Origin of the sequence: Parasedimentitalea maritima (assembly GCF_005771405.1) — a bacterium.
Lineage (GTDB): Bacteria > Pseudomonadota > Alphaproteobacteria > Rhodobacterales > Rhodobacteraceae > Parasedimentitalea > Parasedimentitalea maritima.
Genome location: NZ_VAUA01000002.1, coordinates 236,293 through 254,165, shown reverse-complemented (window position 1 = coordinate 254,165; position 17,873 = coordinate 236,293). Strand labels below are relative to the sequence as shown.

Here is a 17,873-nt window from a genome sequence, read left to right as displayed (position 1 = left end):
AGATGACAGACTGGCTCGAATTCATTACAGCGCTGACCCTGTTCATGGTGAGCCACATGTTCCCCGTGCGCCCGCCGTTGCGACCCTGGCTGATCGCGCGGTTGGGAACAAAAGGGTACTTCATATCCTATTCCTTTCTATCGTTACTGGTCTTGGGATGGCTGATCGTGGCCGCTGCGCGCGCACCCTTTGTCGCTGTGCTGCCTCAATGGGAGATCTTTCGCTGGGCGCCGCTGGTGGTGATGCCGCTGGCCTGTCTGATCGCTGTGGGCGGCGTGATGGTGCAGAATCCGCTTAGCTTTGGTGGTTTGGGTAAACAGCCTTTTGACCCTGATAAACCCGGCATGCTGGCCGCTACTCGGCATCCGCTGTTGGCGGCGATGGCCCTGTGGGCAGTGGCACATGTGTTGGCCAACGGCGATTTGGCGCATGTAATCCTATTTGGTTTGTTTGCGGGCTTTGCTGTGATGGGCATATTCCTGATCGACCGTCGCAAACAGCGACAATTAGGGCAGGGCGAGTGGCAACGTTTAGCCCGGGGCACTGCACGGTTAAATCTGATACGGTTGCCGCTATCGCCATTGCCGTTGGTCCTCGCAGGAAGTGTCATGTTAGTGTTGATCCTCCTGCATGAGCCGGTCATCGGCTATGTGCCGCTGCCCTGGTAGTGCTTGAAAACGATGCGTGGTACTGCCGCTACTGGTCGGGGTGTGATAAAAGGTCTATCTGTGCCCATACCGAAGCAAGAAAGAGATATGTGATGCATCTGGCCTACGTGATGACCCAAGACCGTGGCGCAACCGATCGGCTGTTAAGCGCGCTGGCCGAGCGCCTTCAAGCGCAGGGGGCCTCCATTGCCGGAATTGTACAGACCAACACAGAATGCCACGATGACGCGTTGTGTGACATGGATGTTCGCGTTCTGCCAAAAGGGGAAACCATTCGTATTTCGCAGTCATTGGGGCCGCAGGCTCGTGGTTGCCGATTGGACCCGGCTGCGCTGGAGCATGCCGTTGCACAGGTCACGAATTCGCTCCATGCCGCGCCTCTACCCGAGGTGCTGATTGTCAATAAGTTTGGCAAGCACGAGGCCGATGGCCGCGGAATGCGCCCGGTAATCGGAGAAGCAATGGCATTGGGAATTCCGGTTGTGTCTGGCGTCAACAAAATGAACGTCGAAGCGTTTAAAGAGTTCTCGGACGGTCTGGCCGTTGCTGTCGAACCCAGTGTTGAGGCTCTGATCAAATGGCTGACTACCGCACAGCAGCCAGAGGTCTAAAGAAAAGTCTGAAGCGAGTTTGAGCAATGGATTTGTTCGTCCGCCAAGCCATAGATAACAGTCATGGATGGCTAGGCTTTGGCCTTGAGTTTTGTTGCGGAATTTCTTTTGGGTGGGGCCATACGCTTGCCGGGCGTCGTCAGAGTGTTTCGACCTTCAGTCGCAGATCCAGCCTGAGTTCAAGCTCGGCATGGTATTTGAGAAGGGGGAGGCTATCTTCGAACAATGGAGCCTGCACGATCGCTTGGTGCGGCGTGGCTGGAGCACTTTCCCGCAACACTTAGTTACTTGCTAGGGCGATAGTTTCGTCGCTGAAGTCTGGGAAGGCGAAGTACAACATTGGTAAATACACGAAAGCTTGCCCAAGCCGCATCGAAACCCGCGCCAAGTTAGCGACACCAACTTATAACGATCATTTACAGTATTTGAGAGCCATAGTCTCAGGTCGTAGTTCGGCGATTGTACCTAGGTATCTTCTAAACTCTGCATTATCCGTGTGGCTGATGCGTGACTAATTGGCCCGTGAGTACACACATCGAAGTATCCTTCTTGCCTGCAGAACCTGAGGATTGCCCGGAGCGTAGAACGGGTGGCCAGCCCATTAACAGACCCGGAATACATCCCTCGAGCCTTCAGTTGTCGTTGCAGTACGAAAACATAAGCCCGTGGCTCAATTGATCTAAGCCTCAGGGCTCCCTTGGCGAGGCCTACTGTGTCTAACCCTTCGAGGTATTCCGCTGACGCTAGCCGAGAACCATAGTAGTCATTCTTGTCGTAAAGCACAGTGATTGTTTCAGCCGCGAGGGCTTCAGGGCCTAACTCCACAGCGTGATCTTCGACAAGTTTTGCCAATTTTGCGCGATCGTCAGAGATGTGGGAGTGTAAATTTCGATAAGCACCTGCGAGCATTCTGGCTGCGAATTCGCTACCGAGATCTGATTGTTGTTCCAGAGAATTCAAAACCTCGCGGCGGCACAGCTCTGCAATGCTGTCTTCGCCACGCAAACCGTCCAAGACAATCCGGATCTTCTCTTCAGAGGAATACTGTTTGCGGGTCGCCCGCTTGATGTCTTTGACGATCTTCTCGCCAGGGCTCTTGGTTGTCTTTCTCATCGGCCACTCCTCAGTGGTTACGATGAGCCAGAAACACTCCCTTATCAAATTATCCTATTTGGACCCACAAGCGCTGACGTCAGACATTGGGACATATTCTCCCCCCCCCGAGAGTGTTTGCCCATGTTTGATATGTAGCGCCGAATTTGCAGTTGACAGCCCTGGGCACGCAGCAACCTGAGTTTTCCTCAAAGCTAGCGCTCCAAAAGAACCGCCGGGCACGTCAGCCTGAGGACGTGAATTGTTAAAAGCCAAAAGAGATTCGAGGCGATCAACTTTGCCGGGCAAGGGGCTATAGCGATGTCTTAGACATGCTCAAAACCTTTGCCAGCCACTGACCGGCCGTGGGAAACAGAAAAATTACGGGATTTTCAACCTAAATCACAAAAGCAAAAACTCATTTTGCCGCAAGTTCTTGATTTTTTTGAATTTTCACTCCTCCGACACGGTAGAAGTGGTGGGCGACCCTGGAATCGAACCAGGCGTGCGTCTCCGCGAGGGAGTTACAGTCCCCTGCCACACCTTGCGGCCTGTCGCCCACTATCAGGTGACTGTTGCACCTGATGTGGGGCGTGACTACAAGCGCACCAACGGAGCGTCAACAGGAAAATCACTGGTTTTTCAGGATGGCTCAAAATTCCTTTTTGCCGGAGAGCAAGATGACCAAAAAACCTAAATGGGTAGTCGAAAAAGAACAGTCCAAAAAGGCCACTGCTGCAGAAACCGTCTGGCTGTTTGGCCTGCATGCGGTGCGTGATGCGCTGCTGAACCCAAAGCGCCAGAAATTGCGATTGATGGTGACGTTGAACGCCCAGACTAAATTGGCTGATGCAATCGCCGAATCTGGAATTGAGGCGGAATTGGTTGACCCTCGCAAGTTCAAGGCACCGATTGATCCGAACTCAGTACACCAGGGTGCCGTGCTGGAAGTGAAACCGTTGCATTGGGGCAGCTTAGCTGAAAATTGCATCGGCGCCGAGGTGCCAAGAGTGCTTCTGCTGGACCGGGTGACTGATCCACACAACGTTGGCGCTATTCTGCGAACTGCTGAAGTTCTGGGGGCCAGTGCGGTGATTGGAACCCGGCACCACTCAGCGCCTGAAACCGGGGCCCTGGCCAAAACCGCCAGCGGTGCTCTGGAACGCCAGCCCTATCTGCGCATGCGCAACCTTGCGGATACAATTGTTGAACTGCAGAACATGGGTTTCATCGTATTAGGCTTGGATGGTGAGGCAGAACAGACAGTCGAAGCGTCCTTGGAGGGACGACGGGATCGCCCGGTGGCACTGGTGTTGGGGGCCGAGGGGCCGGGGTTGCGGCAAAAGACCAAGGAAACGGTGGACCAGCTGGTTAAAATCGACGCGGCCGGTGAGTTTGGATCGCTGAACGTCTCGAACGCGGCAGCACTGGCGCTCTACGCATCTGTGGCGCGGTAACGTGCTTTTGAGGCTCTGTTACGTTGTGTTCACAACTGCGTATCGCGCCTAGGCAGCGTGGGATTGATCCGGCACATTGGTGCAATCCCGCCGCTTGGCGATGCCTTTTTTTATGGAGTATTCCTTGCTACAGCGTTTTGCCATTCTGACCCTTTTTACCCTGCTGTTTCAGCTGCCAGATCGTGCCTACGCGGATCAGCCGATGTTCCATGCAGAACAGGGAGTGGCAATTGATGGCTATGATACCGTGGCGTTTTTTGTCGAAGGGCAGGCAATCAAGGGGCACAGAAAATTCGCAGTCATGTGGAAGGGTGCAGTTTGGCACTTTGTAACTAAAGACAATCAGGTAAGTTTCGAGGCTGATCCACGTGCTTATGCTCCTCGTTTTGGCGGCTATTGTGCGTTTGCCGTGTCACAGGGGTATTTGATGTCGGGAAGTCCCGAATCCTGGCAGATCGTCGGTGGGGAATTGTTCTTGCTGTACGGCCCTGGTGTGCACCAAATTTGGCAATATCAATCCACGGAGCTGATTTCGCAGGCGCGCGACAACTGGCCTTCTGTACTGAAGCAATAAAGCGGGTTGCTCACGAAACCGCGATCTGACCTTTCAATTGCGTGTTATCACCCCATATCATTATTGTGACTGTGGCGCGGAACCACCGCAGATCCTATTTCACTGTCCCTCGTTCCAGACCTTGCGCCCGGGCCCAGACCTGGGCGCTTTTTTATGGGCTTCCCTTTCTCGATCTCACGCGTAGGGTGCCGCTATGACCAATTATAGCGATCCGTTCCTAAAAGATATCCTGCACCGCACCAAGACGGTGGCAGTGGTTGGTGTCTCGATGAACCCTGTGCGTCCAAGCTATTATGTAGCGCGGTATCTGGGCCTGAAGGGGTATCTTGTGATTCCTGTCAATCCTCGCCATGCGGGTGAGCAGCTGTTCGGCCAGGTGGTGCAGGAGAGCCTGACTGCGATAGAAGGTCCGGTGGATATGGTGGATATCTTTCGCCGATCTGAAGCGGTGCCGGACATTGTCGACGAAGCGTTGGCTGTTCTTCCCGATTTGCGGACGATTTGGATGCAGATCGGTGTTGTACATGCTGCAGCGACGGCTAAAGCAGAGGCTTGCGGGGTCGATGTGGTGCAGAATCTTTGCCCAAAGATCGAATACCAGAGATTACATGGCGAGTTGCGAATGGGCGGGTTTGCTACCGGGGTCATCAGTTCCAAACTGTAGAACATAAAGTAGGGGGGCTTTGCCCCCTCGGCCTGCGGCCTCACCCCCAAGGATATTTTTGGCTAGATGAAGATCAGGTGTTTGGGCGAGCAGCCTTCTCGTCGATGCCGCTGAGGCCTTGGCGGCGGGCCAGTTCGTTTAACACATCATCCAGTGGCACGTCGCGAGCCGCGAGCATCACCAAGAAGTGGTAAAGCACATCGGCGCCTTCGGATGTGAGTTTTTCGCGGTTGCCTTTGACGGCTTCGATGATGGCCTCGATGGCTTCTTCACCAAATTTCTCGGCGCATTTTTCCGGGCCCTTGGCGAGCAGTTTTGCGGTCCAGCTGCTAGAGGGATCAGCGCCCTTGCGGGCCTCAATCGTGGCGGCGAGGTCGTGGAGAAGGGTCATTGGCGTATGTGCTCCAGTCGGCTTTCATTCATTAAAACAGCGTCAACGCAGGCCCAGAGCTGCTGTGCATAATCGCTGTTTAATACATCATCTCGATTGAGCGGAGTGAACATGGAAATTTCTTTTTGTTCTTCGGCAGACCAGTCCATCAAAGAGCACCCGCCTTCGTCGTCCTGATGCACTGCAATACGCGTAGCCCATCGGTGGCTTTGGGGGGCATCTTCCCCCCAGTCGCCTGTGTAGATGGTAATGTGCATCGAAATGTCTGGGTGGGCATCAGACCAGAGGGCAGTGTACCATGAATGAAACGAGTTAAGGTGCAGGACATTTCCTGTAACCTCCGTTGTAGAGGAACCGCAACAATCGCAGGGCGTGTCTGTGCGCTCTTCTTCCTCCAAAGAACAGTCTTGCCACCGCACTAGGTGAGCCTCATCGGGATACCGGCTGCCTGCATGTGGGCCTTGGCCTGCTTAATGGTGTAGTCGCCGAAGTGGAAGATTGAGGCTGCCAGCACAGCGCTGGCTCCGCCTTTGGTGACGCCGTCGACCAGGTGATCCAGGTTACCAACGCCGCCCGAGGCGATGACAGGTACATTGACCGCATCCGAGATGGCGCGGGTCAGGGGCAGGTTGAAGCCTGCCTTGGTGCCGTCGCGGTCCATCGAGGTGAGCAGGATCTCTCCGGCGCCTTTAGCGACCACGGTCTTGGCAAACTCAACAGCGTCGATGCCGGTTTCGCGGCGGCCACCATGGGTGAAGATCTCCCATTTTCCGGGGCTCACTGTCTTGGCGTCGATGGCGCAGACGATGCATTGGCTGCCGAACTGGTCAGCGGCCTGGGCGATGACGTCGGGGTTGGCGACAGCAGCCGAATTAAACGAGACCTTATCAGCGCCAGCCAGCAGTAGGGCACGGACGTCTTCCTTGGTGCGCACACCGCCACCCACCGTCAGTGGGATGTAGCATTGTTCGGCAGTGCGTCGCACTACGTCGAACATGGTGCCGCGGTTTTCTTCGGTCGCCATGATGTCGAGAAAGCAGAGTTCATCGGCGCCGGCGGCGTCATAGGCTTTGGCGCTTTCAACCGGGTCGCCCGCATCGCGCAGGCCAACAAAATTAACGCCTTTGACCACACGGCCATCAGCGACATCGAGACAGGGAATGATACGGGTTTTCAGCATGGCTCGCCTCTGGTTACGGCGCATTCATAGAGGGTTGTTTGGTGGATTTCCAGTGCTCAGAAATAAGGTGTTGAACAGGCGAGGGCCAACATCTGGGAAAATGAAAATGGTGTTAGGAAGAACCTGCTAGCCGTTGCGCCAGTGGCGGAATTCGATCCAAACGCAGACAAGGCCTAAGAGCGGGGGGAGGGCGACAAAAACGTACCAAAGTGAAAGGGAGCCATAGCCAGAAACGGCCGATGGAATCCATCCACACTCAGCGAACTGTTGATCAATATGACCTTGATCGCAAAGGCCGGTTGCCAGTGCAAACAGACCAGCGCTGGCGACTGGAACTGTGATGGCGGCAAGGAGTACAAGTCTTAGGATGCAACGCACCTTGGGAGACTTGGTGAACCAGATCCAGGGAATCGCAAGTAAAGCTGGTGAGGTCGTAAGGGCTGTAACAAGAAGTATATAGAGGGCGGAATCCCAGTCAATTTCCATAAATCAAAGCTTTCAATTGTTTATACCTTTATATCAAACGGTCATTTTTGTCCTCTTGTTGTGCAAGAAAGTTAAGTGAGCAAGGCGTGGATTTCCAGCGCTCAGACAAAGCTGTTGAACAGGCTCAACAGGGCAGCATAGCGCAGGGTTTTGGAGAGGGTGACGAGGATCAGGAAGGTGAGCCAGTGCATGCGCATGACACCGGCCGCAACGGTGATTGGGTCGCCAATGATTGGCAGCCATGCACCTAGAACCGACCATTGGCCCCAGCGGGTGAACCAGGCTTGTGCTTTTTGCAGATGTTTGGGGGAGACTGGGAACCAACGGCGGGATTGGAAGTGCAGGGCGTAGCGCCCCAGCGCGTAGTTGACAAGCGAGCCGAGGATGTTGCCGATGCTAGCCACGATGAGCAGCGTCAGCGTGGTGTATGTGCCCTCAGCGGCGAGTAGCAGCAGGGCGGCCTCGGAGCCGCCGGGCAGCAGGGTGGCGGCGGAGAAGGACAGTAGGAACAGGCCGGACAGGGACCAGATCATTTGGTGTCGGGGCGCCAGATCTGGCTGACCGCGTTGCGCACGATCAGCACGTGAAAGGGCATAATCAACGCCAGATAGGCGCGGCCCAGCCAGTTGTTGCGATGCACCCAAGTGGCGCAATAGGCCTGCGTTCCGTCCTTGAGGATGGAAATCCGAAAGTTCAGGTGGGAATCATCCAGGCCGAGAATGATCTCATTCTCAGTACGCTGGTCGATGGGAAAGGGGCCGATCTTTTCACCTTCGGGGAACTCGCTGCGTAGGCCAAGCGGGGCGACCAGAATGTTGCGTAGGCGCAGCAGGCCCTTGGCCCAGCCGGGGAATTCCATGGCGCGGGCTGCGGCCTGATCCACCGATAAATCGGTAGCGCAGGCGTAGCAATCCATGAAATCCCCCTGCTGGACATAGTCATGCAGCAGGGAGTGCTGTGGCAGTTGCGTCTTTTTTGTGTGGGACATTTGTAGTCCTTGATGATTGAAAAGCCACTGAACCCGGTTGAACCGTCGTGCAGACCGATAAATTGATGGCGCTATTCATACGTTCATCTGCGACAAAGGGACTGGGAATGAAGCTAAGTTCCAGAATGCACAATCCCTAATGTCTTCTGAGTGCGCGGAAAATACTGAGCAAGCTCGACTTCAGTAGAACCAACAGAGTAACCGTCGCAACCGGAACCGTGATAATCATGAACCAGCCGGAAGCGAAGGAGTTGTAAAGCTGCTCGCCGTAGTCATGAGCGTTGACGACACAAGGATTCACGAACCCTTCGTGTAGTTTGCAACCATGTTCATCTGCAAAACTACTGGCCCAGTAGACAAGGTAGGCCGGGTAGAGGCAGAGCGCGATGATCGCAATCATTACCACGTATTTGCCTCTCTTCCAGTTCATCCCTTCAGCACCGCCAGTGCCTCTTGGAGGTCAATCGCCCCGTCATAAAGCGCGCGGCCGGAGATGGCGCCGTTGAGATTCGCACCGCAGGATTTCAGCGCGCGCAGGTCGTCGAGCGAGGAGACACCACCCGAGGCAATGACCGGGATCGAGACCGCATTGGCCAGATCTGCGGTCGCGCTGACGTTGGGGCCCTTCATCGCACCGTCGCGCATGATGTCGGTGTAGATAATGGCGGCTACGCCTGCGTCCTCGAACGACTTGGCCAGCTCGGTGACCATGACATCGGTTTCGGTCGCCCAGCCCTTGGTGGCGACTTTGCCGTTGCGGGCATCAATGCCCACGGCAACCCTGCCGGGAAATTCGCGCGCAGCTTCGCGGACCAAATCGGGGTTTTCGACTGCAACGGTGCCAAGAATGACGCGGGCGAGGCCTTTGGTGATCCAGGCCTCAATTGTGGCCATGTCGCGGATGCCACCGCCCAGTTGGGCGGGGACCTTGGTTTGCTTCAGGATTTCCTCGACCGGAGCCGCATTGACCGGCTCACCAGCAAAGGCGCCGTTTAGGTCAACCAAGTGCAGCCATTCGCAGCCAGCCTCGACAAATTCCAGCGCCTGGGCGGCGGGGTTGTCGTTGAACACGGTGGTTTTGTCCATGTCGCCATGCAGCAGCCGCACGGCCTGGCCGTCTTTGAGGTCGATGGCGGGATAGAGGATCATTGCGGTGCCTTTCAGTAGTGCTCGGCAGTGTTTTGCACAAGCGCGGCCCGGAATGCAACGCGACCCCAAGTCAACCTTGCCTGAAATTGGCGGACTGGGTCACAGTGACGCCATCAAAGGGAGGAAGTGAGATGAATAGATGGGTAGTTGGGATGGCGATGGTGGTGGGGCTGGCTGGTGTGGCCTCGGCTGATCCGGTAGCGGGTGTCTGGCGGACAGCGCCGGGTGAAACTGGCGGCTACTTGCATGTGAATATTGCCCCTTGTGGCAGCGCGATCTGCGGCAGAATCGATTCCGCATATGACAAGTCGGGTACGGTTCAGAGCGATTATGAGCATTTGGGCAAGAAAATGCTGTGGGATATGAGCGGTGATGGTGAGGGGTATTACAGCGGTGGTAAGATCTGGGCGCCAGACGCAGACAAGACCTATGCATCGAAGATGTCGTTAAGTGGCAATACTCTGGAGGTCAAAGGCTGCGTCGCGGGGGGATTGATTTGCCGTGGTCAAGACTGGACACGAATTAAGTGACCTAAGTTTTACAGCAGGCCCAATTGCACTGGGATCGGGACAAACCCGCGTTTGACCTGCCTGTCGCGGTGGCTTTCAACGGTGCTCAGCGCCTCGGCATAGCTGCCGAGGTATAGGCGTTTTTGTTGGCCGCCCGGGGCACCAAGAGGGCCTGCAATCCGTTCCACGCACCAGTCTCCAAACAGCGTCTGATACAGGCTCAGCACGCAATAACGATGCTGACCCTGATGGTGGTCAAATTTTTCGAGACGGATCTGCACGGGCTGGACCTGATTTGAAAGCGTCCGGCCCGTATGCCCTTAACTGTTTGGCGTGTCCATCACTTGCCTTCGCTAGGGTTAAACCTCGCCAGTATATTCGCCGCGGGCTGGATAGTCGTTGGCGATGGCGAAATCTAGTGCCCCAACCAACTCTGAGAAATGCGGCCGCACAAATGGCATGGTCTGGACCGAGCCATAGTACAGGGACTGGTCCGGGCTGACCATGAACAAGCCGGGTTCTGAAAACAAAGCGGGTTCTTCGATACCGATGGAGGTGGTGCCGCGCGAGGTTGAGACGTACAGACCCCAGTCCTTGGCAACGCTAAGTGGCAGTCCATAGCCAAAGCGAAGGGATTTCGCTTCGATCTTGTCGGCCATAGCACGGGTACGTTCTTCGCCATCGGTACTGATCGCGATGCAGGACACACCGCGTTCGGCAAAATCAGCGACGCGCTTCTCCAACTCTTTCAGGTAGTTGGCACAAATCGGGCAATGCAGGCCCCGGTAAAAGCAAATCACGGTCCCGCGTTCGCCGCCTTCAGTGGTCAGATCAAATGTCCCGTGATCCAGGGTTTGCAGCGATAGGTTTGGGGTTTTTTGACGTGGAATCAGCATTGGGTGCTCCTGTGAATATGCTTGAGGCCCATCGTAGTTGGGCTTAAGGTCTGTAAAATCCGAAAAACCAAACCGGAACCCCTAAGTCATGGATCGATTGACCACATTGATGGAGCGGTTCCATCTGAAAGTTCGCGGCGCCGCTGTGGCGGATGCCAATTTGCTGGCCCTGTCTGGCGTGACGGGTGTGCCGGAGCGGCTGGTGTTTTTTCCCACGGGTGGAATCCTTGATGCTGTGGAAGGGCAGGTGATCCTCTCTGCGCAGGTGGAGTGGTCGGGGCAGAGCAATCCGTTTCTAGCAGCGCTGCCGCCGGTGGTGGATTATGACCTGATTCAATCCCCGGAGGCGCAGGCCCTTGTTCAATTGATGAGTGATGAGGTGCAGGGCGGGCGCTGTGGCGCGCAATCGGTGGTCAACCGGCTGGGCGAAGTGCTGATGGTGCGACTGCTGCGCGGACAGATCGAACGGGGCGCAACAGAACCCGGGCTGTTGTCCGGGTTGTCGGATGCGCGGTTAAGTCGGGCGATTGTTGCGATGCACGACCATCCGGGGCGGTTGTGGACGAACAATGACCTTGCACAAGAGGCTGGGTTGTCATTGTCGCGGTTCTGCCAACTGTTTTCGACCGAGGTCGGCGAGACGCCGATGGGCTATCTACGTCGGTGGCGATTGATTCTGGCGCATCAGGATCTAGCACGCGGAGACCGGGTTGAAGCAGTGGCGCGGCGCTATGCCTATGGCTCGCCCGAGGGGTTCAGTCGGGCTTTTCGTCGCGCCTATGGTATCGCGCCGGTGGCTTTGCGGCGGGTTGGTTAGAGGATGCTGAATATCTCATGCCGACGACTGATTATTGACATATTTACGGTACACATAGGGCGCGTTTATTAGCTAAGAAATTTGGAGCCCAGCCCTATGTCGACAGCAGATTTTCAAGCGCGTTTACAGCGAATTGGGGCCAATTCTCCGCAGCAGCCAATGGGGCAAGAGCAGAGAAGTCCAAAGCAAGCTGGGGCGCATAAATTGCGCGTGGTTCGGTTGATTGTGGGTGGGATCATTATGACACTTGGCAATCACATTTTGAAGTTCAGTAGCGAGCATTACGAAATGATCCGGGATAGCAGCGAGGCTGGTGTCGCGGTTGGGCTTGGTGTTGCCGGAGCGGTAATGACCTTGTTCGGTGTCTTCATGATGGGCCGCGAAATCCTCAAACATTGGTCTTCCCGCGCCAAAAAATCTTCAACCGTGCATTCTGGAGATTTGAAAACCCCAATGCGACAGACTTCCGGAAGGGCAAAAGTGATCTGTTCTTTGCTGGGAGTTGTCCTTGGGGGACTTGCTTGTCTTTATTTGGCGCTCGTTGCAGCTGCCGGGCAGGTCGAAACCGAACAAGCGTTGCAGATAGCTTTTGGTGGCGTTGCGCTCTCGATATTTCTGTTGCTTGTTGCCGTAACGACGGGAATTGTTGGGATATTCAAGCGTGGCTACGCATTGGGACGAGTGCCAGGTTACTTTGTTATCGGCGCAGTTCTGGCATTCTCAACAATACGGTATTTCAGGATCAACTTGCTCGAATGGCAGCAATTTGCGGAGGTATTGCATTGATCGAGGGGCCTGTTCGGTCCTGGGCAAAGTGGCATCTGAGTGGAAGCCTAGCTCTTACGGCTTCCACGTCAAAAAGTTCCCGATCATCTGCAGCCCCACGTCCTGGCTTTTCTCCGGGTGGAACTGCATACCGACCATGGTGTCGCGGCCAATCACGGCGGTGACGTCGCCGCCATAGTCCACATGAGCAAGACGTTCCGCCGCATTGCGGACCTGAAACTGATAGGAATGCACAAAATAGGTGTGATCCCCTGATTTGATACCGTCAAACATTGCGTGGTCATTGTCGATGACTAGATTGTTCCAACCCATGTGCGGCACTTTTAACATGCTGTCGGTGGGGGTGATCTTGACCACGTCACCGCCGATCCAGCCGATGCCGGCGGTTTCGCTGTACTCGTGGCCGGTGGTGGCCATCAGCTGCATACCGACGCAGATGCCCAAAAAAGGACGGCCCTTGTTTTCGACCGCGTCAACCATGGCGTCATAGATGCCCTTGTGACCGCGCAGCTCGGACGCGCAGGCCGGAAAGGCGCCGTCGCCGGGCAGAACCAGCCGGTCCGCACGGGCCACAAGATCAGCGTCTGAGGTCACGACCACGTCGCCAGCGTTCATTTCCCGCGCCATGCGCTGAAACGCCTTTTCTGCCGAATGCAGGTTTCCGGATTCATAGTCGATGATGGCGGTCAGCATTGTGTATGGTCTCTTGTAAGGTCTCTTTCACCTGTCGTGAATGGCGTTAAAGGTCAAGCCTTGGTAGCGTTGCTGACTACCAGTGCGTCAAGCAAAGACACCACTTGATCAAAAGGGCCGCGCGCTTGATGGCTGAGGTCAACCGGGCCAAACCGGCTGGCCATATACAGGTGGGTGTAGCCGTGGATCAGGGACCAGACCTGAGTTTCAATGATCATCGGGTCCTGGCCGGGCTGAACAAAGGGCGCACAGGCTTTGCGTAATACGTCGTAGGAAAAGGCAGTGCCGGACTTGAGGTTCGATTCCAGACCCTCCATCGGGGCGGAGCTGAAAATCAGGTCAAACAATGCCGGGTTATCAATGGCAAAGTTAAGGTAGCCGCTGCAGATGGCCTTGAGGTGGTCAAGTTCGCTTTGATTTTCGGTGCCACTGGCATTGAGCATGGACAGACGAAATAAGCGAAACCCTTCCTGGGCAATGGCACCGCGCAATCCGCTGATTCCATCAAAATGATGGGCCGGGGCTGCGTGTGATACGCCAGCCCGTGCCGCGCACTTTCGGAGAGTTAGCGAATCTTTGCCACCTTCACTCAGCAAGGCAATGCCAGCCTGAATCAATGCGCTACGCAGATCGCCGTGGTGATGCGGCTTTGAGTTTTGATCATCGGTCATTAGCAGAAATTATCAGCTGACTTGACAGTGTCAAGTTGCTCTGATCTTTACAGTGTCAAGTTCGGCAATGACGCAAGGATGTCTCATGATTTATGTATCGCGGATGCGGGTGTTTCTGGTTTGGTTCTTATGCTTAGGAGTGGTGCTGGCCTCTTGGCGGTTTATGGCCTTGGGAGTCGAAACATCGATGGATTTTGTCGCCTACCACGCCGTCGAGCGGCGATGGGCCTTCTTTGCCCATATCACTTTGGCGCCCTTGGCCCTGATTTTGATGCCGTTTCAATTCTGGAAAGGGCTGCGGACAAAGCGGCCGTACGTGCATCGTTGGATTGGCCGCGTTTATGGGGGAAGCATTCTGCTGGCTGGTATTGGTAGCCTGCTGATGGCATTTGGCACCACATCGGGTCCGGTGGCGGCCTGGGGCTTTGGCTTGCTTGCAGTGGCCTGGTTGGGCAGCACAGGTTACGGAATTTGGTTGGCGCGGCAAGGGCGTATTGCTGAACACCAGCGTTGGATGATCCGCTCGGCTGGTTTGACATTTGCCGCGGTCACATTGCGGGTTTATCTGCCGTTTCTGTTCATGTCACTGGGCGAAGAGGCAGGATATACGCTGGTGGCTTGGCTGTGTTGGGTGCCCAATCTAATGGTCACAGAATGGTTTCTCAGGCGGTCAAACGCGCCGTCACCAGTTGCACCCTAACATCAGGACCTGAGGATGGGGGCGCTTAGAGCGCCCCTTTTGTTGAGGGGATAGCATCTGTTTTGCGTGGATCGGTCTCAACTGCTGGGCGTAGGGCGCGGGCGACGGCAGGTCCAGCATGCGGTCAAAGAAGACCGACCTTAGTTAGACAGTTGCAACGGCATTGAATTTATAAGTTCCGGGGGTAGTGTTCTTGATTTCCTCACGAAATACGTCATCGCAGAACCATTCAGAGGTTTTGGCATCTCTTAAAAGGTGGCGCCCACTAAATGCGCCATTTTTTACTTTGAACTTCTTTACATTCAGAGTGCGCAGTGAAAGTTGATTGCCGATTTTGGGGTTCTTTACTTCCCCCATGGGAGCGGTCGCGTAATCTATTACCTCAGCTGCGTTAAATACATTTAGGACAAAATATCGTTCTGGAACCTTCGCATTGTCATGTAACGACCAAATTTTCTCCATTTCTATAACTTCACAGTTCCCCTCAGCGAACTTCACAAAGACATCGCACACCGCCTTTTTTGCAAAAGGGGCTCCAGTGAAATGGAAGGAATTCAAACTTCTGAAAGTGTCCGGCAAGCTATCGTTTTGTGAAAAGCTTAGCGCCCAGTGATCAGAAATTTCTTCAAGAATTTTGCCTGGGAAAGGCCCAAGCGGAGCGCGATCTGCATCTGTAACTTACCAACGATTGGCATTTGGATCGATCTGTCGCTCTTCTTTGGTTTCAGACCATTTCAGACTACCACCCCGTGCACCCAAGGCTGTTTTAAGCCAGTAATAGTTCATAGCACTAAACCTTTGTAAAATCGATTTGGCTGCGGCCATCGGGCTGGTGACTATTGATGTGCCGCTTACTGAACATGTTCTTTTAAAAGGTGCCTAGAGCGCCCCTTTTGTTGAAGGAATTGCATCGGCCTTGCGTGGGTCGGTTTCAACGGCTGGACGCAGCGCGCGGGCAACGGATTTGAATGCGGCCTCGACGATGTGGTGGCTGTTGAAACCGTGGATTTTGTCGACGTGCAGGGTGATGCCGCCGTGGGTCGCAAAAGCGGTAAAGAATTCACGCACAAGCTCAGTATCGAAGGTGCCGATTTTCTGAGTTGGGATATCCAGGTTCCACACCAAAAACGGCCGTGCCGACAGGTCCAGAGCGCAGCGTACTTGAGCCTCGTCCATTGCAAGGTGGCATTCGCCGTAACGACGGATACCTTTCTTGTCGCCTAATGCGGCGGCCAAGGCTTGCCCCAGGGCGATGCCGGTGTCCTCGACGGTGTGGTGGTCGTCGATGTGATAGTCACCCTCGGCGCGGATGGTCATGTCGATCAGCGAGTGGCGCGACAACTGGTCCAGCATATGGTCGAAAAAGCCAACGCCGGTCTGGTTGTCATAGGTTCCGGTTCCATCCAGATTGATCTCGACACTGATCGAGGTCTCATTGGTCGAGCGGCTGATCTTGGCTGTGCGCATGACGGCAAATCCTTGTTATATCCGGGGCGCTTATAGGGGAAGGAGGTAGGGCGGCTCAAGGGTGTGCCTGTGATTGGTCGACAGGTGTTGCCAAAGGGGCAGGGGATTGCGCCCGGATGGTGGGCGTGCCAGCTTGGGCTAAACTGACCTGACAAACCCGAGGCTATTCATGTCCACCTGTGTTTTCATCCAGATCCGCTGCAAACCCGGCACCACTTACAAAGTCGCCGAGGATATTGCACTGAGAGAAATCCATTCGGAGCTCTATTCGACCAGCGGAGATTATGACCTGATGATGAAGTTATACATCCCCGCCGACGCAGATGTCGGCAAGTTTATCAACGACCACCTATTGGTGATCGAAGGGATCGAGCGGTCTTTGACCACGATGACCTTCAAGGTGTTTTGAGATTTACGCCTGATCTTCCCCGTGGGAGATCAGGCGTATCCGGCGACGTTGGGTCCGGTTTTACCCGGCAATCAGGTCTTTTTCTTTTAACTCAGCATAGGTGCTGTCGATCGCTGCCTTCAGCTTGCCCATCAGCTCATCAACCTCGTCACGTGTGATGATCAACGGCGGACACAGTGCCAAGGCGTTCCCAGCTACTGCACGCAAGATCAGGCCATTGGCCTGACAGAACTTTTGCGATGTGGCCCCGGCGATGCCGCCATCAAAGCTGGCGCCAGTGGTTTTGTTGGAGACCAGCTCTAACGCTGCGATCAGACCTTTGCCGCGAACCTCACCTACCAACGGGTGATCGGTGAATGCTTCCCGCAGCTGTGCTTGCAAATAGTCACCGACATTGGCGGCGTGAACAAACAGGTTGTCGCGCTCATAGATCTCGAGGGTCTTCAAGGCCGCAGCGCAGGCCGCCGGGTGACCGGTATAGGTATAACCTTGGCCAAACACGCCCATCTGATTGGTTTGTTCAATCATCGCTTCGTACATCCAGCCAGGAATGACTGCAGCAGAGATCGGGAAATAGGCCGAGCTGAGCTGTTTGGCAAAGGACATCAGATCGGGTTTGATGCCCATGGTGGTACAGCCAAAATCATTGCCTGTGCGACCAAACCCGGTGATGACCTCGTCCGCCCAGACCAAAATGTCGTGCTTGCGCAGGACCGCCTGCAACTTTTCGTAATACCCTTCGGGGGGGACGATGACGCCAGATGCGCCGGTGATAGGCTCAACAATCATCGCCGCGATGGTGTCGGGGCCTTCAGCTAAAATCTGCTCTTCGAGATTGCTGATGATGCGGTCAACAAACTGCGCTTCGGTCTCGTTGCCCTGACGGTTGGTATAATAGTGCGGGGCATCGGCGCGCAAAACGCCTAAGGCCTCTACCGGGGCGTCAAAGTGGGCCAAGTTGCCGGGCAGCGACGTCAGCGATCCTGCCGCGACTGTCACTCCGTGGTAGCCACGTTCGCGGGTGATGATCTTGCGCTTTTCGGGCTTGCCGATGGCGTTGAAGTAATACCGCAGCATTTTGTAATGGGTGTCGTTGGCATCAGAGCCCGAGTTGCCAAAGAAGAAATAGGCGTCTTCAACCGGCACCATATCGCGCAGTTTATCAGCAAGCTGCTTGATCGGCTCATGCGTCTTGCCACCAAAAGTATGGGTGAACGGCAAGGTATTGAGTTGCTCTGTGATGGCATCGACAACTTCTGTGTTGCTGTATCCCAGTGAAGTACACCACAGGCCAGCCATGCCTTCGATGTATTTGTTCCCGTCGGTGTCATAGACATAAATGCCTTCGCCGCGCTCTAGGCACAGTTGTTCGACGGCGGTGAAATTTGTGTAAGGGTAGATGACTGGGGCCATGCCGGAACTCCTGTTGTGGCGCGGTTGCTTGAGCGCAGGATTGACCGGTTTTTACGTCTTCGTCAAAGGAATTTGATCAAAAAATCCGAAGGTGCAAAATTTGCAGTCCAAAATGCGAAAAGGCCGCCCGAAGGCGGCCTTTCGAAATCCACCCGAGGTAGGGTGGGCCAACTGGAGCGGGCGAAGAGATTCGAACTCTCGACCCTAACCTTGGCAAGGTTATGCTCTACCCCTGAGCTACGCCCGCATTCC

Annotated in this window: 24 protein-coding genes, 2 tRNA genes and 2 pseudogenes; 10 read left to right on the top strand and 18 right to left on the bottom strand. The window is 55.1% G+C overall.

The features are described 5' to 3' along the window. Positions 1–2 precede the first annotated feature (2 nt). Both FEE96_RS04955 and FEE96_RS04950 read left to right on the top strand, forming a co-directional pair. Entirely contained in the window at positions 3–668 is a 666-nt protein-coding gene (locus FEE96_RS04955; protein ID WP_138161908.1) for an NnrU family protein, read from the top strand. A 92-nt stretch (positions 669–760) separates the two neighbouring features. Beyond that, positions 761–1,279 (top strand): DUF2478 domain-containing protein, encoded by a 519-nt coding sequence (locus FEE96_RS04950; RefSeq protein WP_138161907.1) that lies wholly within the window; start codon positions 761–763, stop codon positions 1,277–1,279. A 963-nt stretch (positions 1,280–2,242) separates the two neighbouring features. Here FEE96_RS04950 and FEE96_RS04945 read toward each other — a convergent pair. Further along, positions 2,243–2,392, bottom strand: a pseudogene (locus FEE96_RS04945) (IS3 family transposase); the annotation flags it as partial. 455 nt (positions 2,393–2,847) lie between these two features. Next, positions 2,848–2,931 (bottom strand) — tRNA-Tyr (locus FEE96_RS23420). A 120-nt stretch (positions 2,932–3,051) separates the two neighbouring features. On the opposite strand from FEE96_RS23420, the gene rlmB reads away from it, so the two are divergent. The 3 genes from rlmB to FEE96_RS04930 all read left to right on the top strand — a co-directional run bounded on the left by rlmB (position 3,052) and on the right by FEE96_RS04930 (position 5,066). After that, the gene (gene rlmB, locus FEE96_RS04940; protein ID WP_138161906.1) at positions 3,052–3,828 is read left to right on the top strand and encodes a 23S rRNA (guanosine(2251)-2'-O)-methyltransferase RlmB; all 777 of its coding nucleotides are present in this window, start codon (positions 3,052–3,054) and stop codon (positions 3,826–3,828) included. 124 nt (positions 3,829–3,952) lie between these two features. After that, positions 3,953–4,402 (top strand): YHS domain-containing (seleno)protein, encoded by a 450-nt coding sequence (locus FEE96_RS04935; RefSeq protein WP_138161905.1) that lies wholly within the window; start codon positions 3,953–3,955, stop codon positions 4,400–4,402. Between the two features lie 193 nt (positions 4,403–4,595). Then, positions 4,596–5,066 (top strand): CoA-binding protein, encoded by a 471-nt coding sequence (locus FEE96_RS04930; RefSeq protein WP_138161904.1) that lies wholly within the window; start codon positions 4,596–4,598, stop codon positions 5,064–5,066. A gap of 73 nt (positions 5,067–5,139) precedes the next feature. Here the strand turns inward: FEE96_RS04930 and FEE96_RS04925 are convergent, their stop codons facing one another. From FEE96_RS04925 to hisA, 7 genes are all read right to left on the bottom strand, one after another. Continuing rightward, positions 5,140–5,457, bottom strand: a complete 318-nt coding sequence (locus FEE96_RS04925; protein WP_138161903.1) for a phosphoribosyl-ATP diphosphatase — start codon at positions 5,455–5,457, stop codon at positions 5,140–5,142. Then, a complete protein-coding gene (locus FEE96_RS04920) occupies positions 5,454–5,714 on the bottom strand; it encodes a hypothetical protein (protein WP_138161902.1) in 261 nt (86 codons plus the stop codon). Before FEE96_RS04920 ends, FEE96_RS04925 begins: the two co-directional genes overlap by 4 nt. A gap of 161 nt (positions 5,715–5,875) precedes the next feature. Next, entirely contained in the window at positions 5,876–6,637 is a 762-nt protein-coding gene (hisF, locus tag FEE96_RS04915; RefSeq protein ID WP_138161901.1) for an imidazole glycerol phosphate synthase subunit HisF, read from the bottom strand. 587 nt (positions 6,638–7,224) lie between these two features. Beyond that, the gene (locus tag FEE96_RS04910; protein WP_138161900.1) at positions 7,225–7,656 is read right to left on the bottom strand and encodes a YqaA family protein; all 432 of its coding nucleotides are present in this window, start codon (positions 7,654–7,656) and stop codon (positions 7,225–7,227) included. Beyond that, positions 7,653–8,111 carry a DUF2867 domain-containing protein gene (locus FEE96_RS04905; RefSeq protein WP_138161899.1) on the bottom strand — a complete coding sequence of 153 codons (459 nt, stop codon included), beginning with the start codon at positions 8,109–8,111 and terminating at the stop codon, positions 7,653–7,655. Before FEE96_RS04905 ends, FEE96_RS04910 begins: the two co-directional genes overlap by 4 nt. A 136-nt stretch (positions 8,112–8,247) precedes the next feature. Further along, complete coding sequence (locus FEE96_RS04900; protein WP_138161898.1) at positions 8,248–8,511, bottom strand: hypothetical protein; 264 nt, start codon at positions 8,509–8,511, stop codon at positions 8,248–8,250. A 26-nt stretch (positions 8,512–8,537) separates the two neighbouring features. Continuing rightward, entirely contained in the window at positions 8,538–9,260 is a 723-nt protein-coding gene (gene hisA, locus FEE96_RS04895) for a 1-(5-phosphoribosyl)-5-[(5-phosphoribosylamino)methylideneamino]imidazole-4-carboxamide isomerase (RefSeq protein ID WP_138161897.1), read from the bottom strand. Positions 9,261–9,391: 131 nt separating this feature from the next. Between hisA and FEE96_RS04890 the strand changes: the two genes are divergently transcribed. Then, entirely contained in the window at positions 9,392–9,790 is a 399-nt protein-coding gene (locus tag FEE96_RS04890) for a DUF2147 domain-containing protein (protein ID WP_138161896.1), read from the top strand. Positions 9,791–9,798: 8 nt separating this feature from the next. On the opposite strand, the gene FEE96_RS04885 is transcribed toward FEE96_RS04890, so the two are convergent. Both FEE96_RS04885 and FEE96_RS04880 read right to left on the bottom strand, forming a co-directional pair. Then, positions 9,799–10,050: a WGR domain-containing protein gene (locus tag FEE96_RS04885; protein ID WP_138161895.1), complete on the bottom strand. Its 252-nt coding sequence runs from the start codon at positions 10,048–10,050 to the stop codon at positions 9,799–9,801. Between the two features lie 78 nt (positions 10,051–10,128). Further along, positions 10,129–10,665, bottom strand: a complete 537-nt coding sequence (locus FEE96_RS04880) for a peroxiredoxin-like family protein (RefSeq protein ID WP_138161894.1) — start codon at positions 10,663–10,665, stop codon at positions 10,129–10,131. Positions 10,666–10,753: 88 nt separating this feature from the next. Between FEE96_RS04880 and FEE96_RS04875 the strand changes: the two genes are divergently transcribed. Together FEE96_RS04875 and FEE96_RS04870 are read left to right on the top strand one after the other, a co-directional pair. After that, positions 10,754–11,482 carry an AraC family transcriptional regulator gene (locus FEE96_RS04875; RefSeq protein WP_138161893.1) on the top strand — a complete coding sequence of 243 codons (729 nt, stop codon included), beginning with the start codon at positions 10,754–10,756 and terminating at the stop codon, positions 11,480–11,482. Positions 11,483–11,830: 348 nt separating this feature from the next. Next, positions 11,831–12,268 (top strand): hypothetical protein, encoded by a 438-nt coding sequence (locus FEE96_RS04870; RefSeq protein ID WP_212744733.1) that lies wholly within the window; start codon positions 11,831–11,833, stop codon positions 12,266–12,268. 54 nt (positions 12,269–12,322) lie between these two features. Here the strand turns inward: FEE96_RS04870 and hisH are convergent, their stop codons facing one another. Beyond that, positions 12,323–12,961 carry an imidazole glycerol phosphate synthase subunit HisH gene (hisH, locus tag FEE96_RS04865; protein WP_138161891.1) on the bottom strand — a complete coding sequence of 213 codons (639 nt, stop codon included), beginning with the start codon at positions 12,959–12,961 and terminating at the stop codon, positions 12,323–12,325. A gap of 53 nt (positions 12,962–13,014) precedes the next feature. After that, positions 13,015–13,632 carry a TetR/AcrR family transcriptional regulator gene (locus FEE96_RS04860; protein ID WP_138161890.1) on the bottom strand — a complete coding sequence of 206 codons (618 nt, stop codon included), beginning with the start codon at positions 13,630–13,632 and terminating at the stop codon, positions 13,015–13,017. An 85-nt stretch (positions 13,633–13,717) separates the two neighbouring features. Here FEE96_RS04860 and FEE96_RS04855 point away from each other — a divergent pair, with 85 nt between their 5' ends. Next, a complete protein-coding gene (locus tag FEE96_RS04855; protein ID WP_138161889.1) occupies positions 13,718–14,332 on the top strand; it encodes a DUF2306 domain-containing protein in 615 nt (204 codons plus the stop codon). Positions 14,333–14,357: 25 nt separating this feature from the next. Here the strand turns inward: FEE96_RS04855 and FEE96_RS23760 are convergent. From FEE96_RS23760 to hisB, 3 genes and pseudogenes are all read right to left on the bottom strand, one after another. Next, a pseudogene (locus FEE96_RS23760) lies at positions 14,358–14,441 on the bottom strand (imidazoleglycerol-phosphate dehydratase); the annotation flags it as partial. A gap of 35 nt (positions 14,442–14,476) precedes the next feature. Beyond that, positions 14,477–14,794, bottom strand: coding sequence for an imm11 family protein (locus FEE96_RS04845; RefSeq protein WP_138161888.1), 318 nt, complete (start codon positions 14,792–14,794; stop codon positions 14,477–14,479). Between the two features lie 417 nt (positions 14,795–15,211). Further along, a complete protein-coding gene (hisB, locus tag FEE96_RS04840) occupies positions 15,212–15,799 on the bottom strand; it encodes an imidazoleglycerol-phosphate dehydratase HisB (protein ID WP_138161887.1) in 588 nt (195 codons plus the stop codon). A 169-nt stretch (positions 15,800–15,968) separates the two neighbouring features. On the opposite strand from hisB, the gene FEE96_RS04835 reads away from it, so the two are divergent. Next, positions 15,969–16,208: an Lrp/AsnC ligand binding domain-containing protein gene (locus tag FEE96_RS04835; RefSeq protein WP_138161886.1), complete on the top strand. Its 240-nt coding sequence runs from the start codon at positions 15,969–15,971 to the stop codon at positions 16,206–16,208. A gap of 60 nt (positions 16,209–16,268) precedes the next feature. Here FEE96_RS04835 and FEE96_RS04830 read toward each other — a convergent pair whose 3' ends face one another. Continuing rightward, positions 16,269–17,621 carry an aminotransferase gene (locus FEE96_RS04830; protein ID WP_138161885.1) on the bottom strand — a complete coding sequence of 451 codons (1,353 nt, stop codon included), beginning with the start codon at positions 17,619–17,621 and terminating at the stop codon, positions 16,269–16,271. Between the two features lie 172 nt (positions 17,622–17,793). After that, positions 17,794–17,868, bottom strand: a tRNA-Gly gene (locus FEE96_RS04825). Positions 17,869–17,873: the final 5 nt, after the last annotated feature.